Source organism: Micromonospora sp. GCM10011541, from assembly GCF_042650725.1.
GTDB classification, from domain to species: domain Bacteria; phylum Actinomycetota; class Actinomycetes; order Mycobacteriales; family Micromonosporaceae; genus Micromonospora; species Micromonospora sicca.
This window is the reverse complement of sequence record NZ_JBHSBP010000073.1, coordinates 1-5,327: the sequence shown is the minus strand read 5'-3', so window position 1 is coordinate 5,327 and position 5,327 is coordinate 1. Positions and strand designations below refer to the sequence as shown.

At 68.9% G+C, this 5,327-nt stretch carries 4 protein-coding genes; 2 read left to right on the top strand and 2 right to left on the bottom strand.

Features of this window, described 5'->3' with window-relative positions; all coding sequences use genetic code 11:
• Positions 1-87: 87 nt before the first annotated feature.
• On the top strand, positions 88-567 hold the full coding sequence (locus tag ACFOYX_RS28280) for a hypothetical protein (protein WP_322440825.1): 480 nt from the start codon (positions 88-90) through the stop codon (positions 565-567).
• An 88-nt stretch (positions 568-655) separates the two neighbouring features.
• On the opposite strand, the gene ACFOYX_RS28275 is transcribed toward ACFOYX_RS28280, so the two are convergent.
• Complete coding sequence (locus ACFOYX_RS28275; protein ID WP_322440826.1) at positions 656-1,060, bottom strand: hypothetical protein; 405 nt, start codon at positions 1,058-1,060, stop codon at positions 656-658.
• 491 nt (positions 1,061-1,551) lie between these two features.
• On the opposite strand from ACFOYX_RS28275, the gene ACFOYX_RS28270 reads away from it, so the two are divergent.
• The gene (locus tag ACFOYX_RS28270) at positions 1,552-4,686 is read left to right on the top strand and encodes a BTAD domain-containing putative transcriptional regulator (protein ID WP_322440827.1); all 3,135 of its coding nucleotides are present in this window, start codon (positions 1,552-1,554) and stop codon (positions 4,684-4,686) included.
• On the opposite strand, the gene ACFOYX_RS28265 is transcribed toward ACFOYX_RS28270, so the two are convergent.
• Positions 4,670-5,327: ABC transporter permease (locus tag ACFOYX_RS28265; RefSeq protein ID WP_377534544.1), on the bottom strand; the 658-nt coding region annotated here is incomplete at its 5' end. The two genes, ACFOYX_RS28270 and ACFOYX_RS28265, sit on opposite strands and share 17 nt — an antisense overlap.

Genomic DNA, 5,327 nt, shown 5'->3' with positions numbered 1-5,327 from the left:
CATTGATCGCCTACGATCACTAGCCCCTGCTGACCAGGAGCGAAATTCCGGTCAACGATCTAGACCGACCTGGCGAATCGAATCGCGATGCGCGGCGAGTTCGCCGGTGCCTGCGAGTACTACGAACAGGCGATAGCGGTCGTCACCGAGGTCGGTGCCAACGAGGATGTCGTGTCGATGCGGTCGCGGCAGGCCCAGTTGTACGGGCATACGTCCGCGCGGTGGCACATGACCTGCTCGGCTACCTTGCCGAGGATCTCGACGAGGCTCGCGAACACCGCATCGCGGCCTTCCGGACGGCGACCGAGACGGGGCGAGCCCCTGATCGCCCAGGTGCTCGTCGGGGTCGCGGACCTGGCGCTGCGCCGCGACCAGCCCGACCGGGAAGCACGGCTGCTCGGGGCGAGCGCCGGCGTGCGCGGATTGCCGGATCGTTCCCACCCGGATGTGGCCCGGATCGAGCGGGCAGCACGAAGCCGCCTCGGCGACACGGGGTTCGCCGAGGCGGCACTGGAAGGCACCCAGACGAGCTGGAGTCAGCTAATCGAGGTGACGCTCGCTTCTTGAACGTGGAACGCGCCCCCTGACCGCCACGACGGGCGTGCCACCGGATCCGGAAAGGACCCGTGGCACAGCGGCGTAGGTTGACATCCCGTCAGGCGGCGTCGAGGGCCTTGGTGATCTTGTGGATCATGTCGGCCATGATGGGGCTGGGCTGGCCGTGGTGGGTGGCGGATCCGATTGCGGTGATGACGGTACTCCGGAAGTTGTCGGCCTCTTCCGGAGCCTGCTCCTTGAGCAGGCTCATGACCGCCGTCAAGGCCGGCAGCACGCGGTCGGCGATCTCGGCCACGGACTTGCCGTTCAATTCCTTGCCCTTGGGATACTCGGCGAGCACGTGCCCGACCAGGCCGGTGGCCGAGCCCAGCGCGATGCTGCCATTGGTGGCGATCTTGTGGGGTGAGCCGCCGGCGGCACCAGCGGCGGACAACAGCGTGACAGCGCCGTACGCGGCAATCCGCAGCGTGGTCTTGTCCTGGTCGGAAAGGGTGATGGACATGGTTATGCACTCCCTAAATCTGGTACGGATCTCGCTTAACGGACGGATGGGGAATGTCGGTCTTACTGGTGCCCGGGGTAGGCGACCGCGCTGGCGTCCGGCAACAGCACCACGGCCGGTCCGCCGCTGCCCGACCGATGCACGAAAATGCGGCGGCCGTCGATCTCCTGGGACCCTCCGGGCGGAGGCGTGAGCTGAGTTGAGGAAGCGCTGTCTTCTGTCATGCGTCCACCATCGGCGCCAGGCCTGACACCGCCCCGCCACCGCCCTGACACGACCACTGACACGGTGATCCAATTGGTCGCGCCAGGCCAGGACGCCGCACGACTCTCGATGTCACGAGATGTTGATCTTAAAATCCTTGAGCCTGGCCCATCCCGGGTTCGGTCCGCACCGGCTGCGTGGCCGCGGCCCGGGCCAAGCCGTGACCGGGTCTTGACGCCGCGTCGGCGATTGGAGGCCTGATCTTCGTGCATGGCAAGATCTGTTGGGTGCAGATCGGGATGCTCGGACCGTTCGAGGTTCGCACGGACGACAGCAGCGTCGCCGACGTGCCGGGCGCGCGGCTGCGTGGGCTGTTGATCGCCCTTGCGCTCGAACCGGGTCGTGTGGTCCCGAAGGCGACGCTACTCGACTGGATCTGGGGTGAACATCCGCCCGCCGACGCGACGAATGCCCTGCACCGCTTGGTTTCCCGGCTGCGAAAGGCGCTGCCGGAAGGGCTGATCGAGGGGCAGACGGACGGCTACCGGTTGACGGTGGAACCCGACGCCGTCGACGCGGTGCGCTTCGAACGCCTCGTGGGCCGGGCGCGCGACGACGAGGGCCCGCAGCGGGTGCGGCGGCTGCGGGAGGCCCTCGCGTTGTGGCGCGGTGCGGCCATGCAGGACGTCGGTCTGCCCGACAGTGCGGCTTTCGACGCTGCGGTCACCCGGCTCGAGAGGCTGCACCTTACGGCCATGGAGGAGCGGTTCGACGCGGAGATCAGCCTTGGCCATGGTGCGGAGCTGGTCACGGAGCTGACCGACCTCGTGGCCGCGCACCCGGTGCGAGAACGGCTTGTCGGCGCGCTCATGCGGGCCCTCGTGGCGGCCGGTCGCGACACCGAGGCCCTGCTGGTGTACCAGCGTACGAGAGAGGCCTTGGCCGACGCGCTGGGCGTCGACCCCTCACCGGAGCTGTCCGCATTGCATGTCGCGCTGCTGCGCGGCGAGTCGGGACGGCGGGAGGAGAACCGGAACACCAACCTGCGGGCCGAGCTGACCAGCTACATCGGCAAGGACGCCGATGTGGCCGCGGTCGCCGAACTCGTCGCCGAGCACCGGCTCACCACCCTGATCGGGCCGGGCGGGTCGGGGAAGACGAGGCTGGCCACGGAAACCGGGCGCAATCTGCTCGGCGACCTGCCCGACGGGGCCTGGATGGTGGAGTTCGCGGCCATCGGCGCCGACGGCGACGTGGCGCAGGCCACGCTCGCCGCGCTCGGCCTCCGCGACGCACTGCTCGGTGAGGCGTCGAACCTGGAGCCGAGGGACCGGCTCATCGCCGCGATCCGCGAGCGGGAGATGCTGCTGATCCTGGACAACTGCGAGCACGTGATCGAGTCGGCGGCCGAGCTCGCCCATCGCATGCTCGGGGAGTGCCGGCGGCTGCGGATCCTGGCGACCAGCAGGGAACCACTCGGCATCACCGGTGAGGCGCTGTGGTCTGTCGCGCCGCTGGCCCTGCCGGACGGGAACGCCACCCCCGGCGAGATCGAGTCCGCGCCGGCCGTCCGGTTGCTTCTAGACCGGGCGCGCGCGGTGCGCAAGGATCTCGTGGTCGACGCCCACACGTTGGCGACCATGGCGCGCGTCTGCCGGGCGCTGGACGGGATGCCGCTGGCGATCGAACTGGCCGCGGCCAGGTTGCGCACCATGTCGATCGATCAGCTCGCGAACCGGCTCGACGACCGGTTCCGGCTGCTGACCGGCGGCAGCCGTACCGCCTTGCCACGGCACCGAACGCTGCGTGCGATGGTCGATTGGAGCTGGGAGCTGCTGACCGACGCCGAACGGGTGGTCCTGCGCAGGCTCTCGGTGTTCTCGGGCGGGGCGAGCCTGGAAGCGGCCGAGCGGGTCTGCGCCGGCGACGCGGTCGAGTCGGAAGAGGTGCTCGAGTTGCTCACGGCGCTGACTGAGAAATCGCTGCTGGTCGCCGCGGGTGACAGCGCACCGCGCTACCGGATGCTTGGCACGATCAAGGAGTACGCCGCGCAGCGTCTCGCCGAGGTGGGGGAGTCGGACCTGGCGCGCCACGCGCATCTGGCCTACTTCACCGAACTCACCGAGACCGCGGACCCGCACCTTCGCCGCGCTGAGCAGTTGACCTGGCTCGCCACGCTCGACGCCGAGCACGACAACATCAGTTCCGCGATGCGTGGTGCGCTCGCGGCCGGCGAGGCGCAGGCGGCGATGCGGCTCGCGGCGGGTACCGGCTGGTACTGGTGGCTCAGCGGGCACAGGGCCGAAGGCATGGAGCTGATCACCGCGGCCACCAACATCCCCGGCGAGGTGGGCGACGAGACCCGGGCCACCGTCTACGGGCTCGCCGTGACGTTCGCCAGCTCCGGGCGGGCCGCCGACGAAGACCAGGTGGCGGAGTGGATCCACAAGGCGTACCGGTTCGCCCAGCGCAGCCAGTCCCGCAACCCCGTGCTGGCCTTGGTCGTCCCGCTGGAACGCATGTTGCAGGCACCGGACGCGTTCCTGCCCGCGTGGGAATCATTGCTGGACAACGAGGACCCCTGGGTATGCGCGCTTGCCCGGCTGCACCTCGGCAAGTCGCGGGTCATGCTGGGCCACGCCGGGCGGGACGCGGACGCGTACCTTGAGATGGCGCTCACCGAGTTTCGGACACTCGGCGAACGGTTCGGGATCTCGTTCGCCCTGACCGAGCTGGCGGACCGCATCGCCACGCGGGGCGAGTTCGCCGGTGCGTGCGAGTACTACGAACAGGCGGTCGAGGTTGTGACCGAGGTCGGTGCCATCGAGGACGTCATCCGGATGCGGTCGCGACAGGCTCAGCTGTACTGGCTGCTCGGTGATGAGGATGCCAGCGAGGCCGCAGTAGCCGAGGCGGAACGGTATGCCGAGAGGGTCACCTGGCCGGAGGCGCTGGCGGAGCTGGCCCTGTCGAAGGCGGAACTCGCTCGTTGGCGCGGCGACGCCGAGGAGGCTCACCGGCAACTCGATGTCGCAACGACCATGCTGGGGGACAGAGCGGAGAAGCTCCGCGCGGTGACGCACGACCTGCTGGGCTACCTCGCCGACGATCTAGACAAGGCCGGTGAATACCATGCCGCGGCCTACCGCGCGGCGGCCGAGGCGGGGCACGCGCCCATGATCGCGCAGGTCCTCGTCGGGGTAGCGGACCTGGCACTGCGCCGCGACCAGCCCGAGCAGGCCGCGCGGCTGCTAGCGGCGAGCAACGCCGTGCGCGGACTGCCGGATCGTTCGCTCCCGGACATGGCCCGGATCGAGCGGGCAGCACGAAGCCGCCTCGGCGACACGGGGTTCGCCGAGGCGGCTCAGGAGGGCACGGAGACGAGCTGGAGTCAGCTGGTCGAGGTCACGCTCGCTTCTTGAACGTGGAACGCGCCCACAGGTATCCGACGAGAGCAATCCCGACGCACCAGGCGACGGCGATGATCGCGTCGCTGGTGTCCGGTGCGCCGTTGAGCAACCCGCGCATGGTTTCGATGATCGGCGTGAAGGGCTGGTACTCCGCGAACTGCCTGAGGCCCGGCCCCATCTTCTCCGCCGGGACGATCGCGCTGCTGAAGAACGGCAGCATGACCAGCGGCACGGCGGCCAGACCCGCCGTCTCTGGAGACTTTGCCGCCAGTCCCAAGGCGACCGTGAGCCAGCCGGCCGCGAATCCGAGCAGCACGATCATGCCGGCCACGCCGAGCCAGTCGAGGAGACTCGCCGACGGGCTGAATCCCAGCAGGAAGGCCACCCCGATGAGCGCCGCGATGGCGACCACGTTGGTCAACACACTTGCGATGACGTGACCGGTCAGCACCGCACCACGGGAGACGTCCATCACCTTGAACCGGTTGATAATGCCCTTCGTCATGTCGGAGTTCACCGACGTCGCGGTGGCCCCCAGCCCGTAACAGACGGCCAGCAGGATCAGTCCCGGCGTCGCGTAGTCGATGTAGTGACGTGATCTCAACAAGAATCCGGTAGGTATCGGTATTCGAAATGGGTGAGGTGGAGAGCGG

Bases quoted from the DNA above. Each gene is read 5' to 3' on its own strand.
- ACFOYX_RS28275 (WP_322440826.1), bottom strand. From the start codon at position 1,060: ATGTCCATCACCCTTTCCGACCAGGACAAGACCACGCTGCGGATTGCC.
- ACFOYX_RS28280 (WP_322440825.1), top strand. From the start codon at position 88: ATGCGCGGCGAGTTCGCCGGTGCCTGCGAGTACTACGAACAGGCGATA.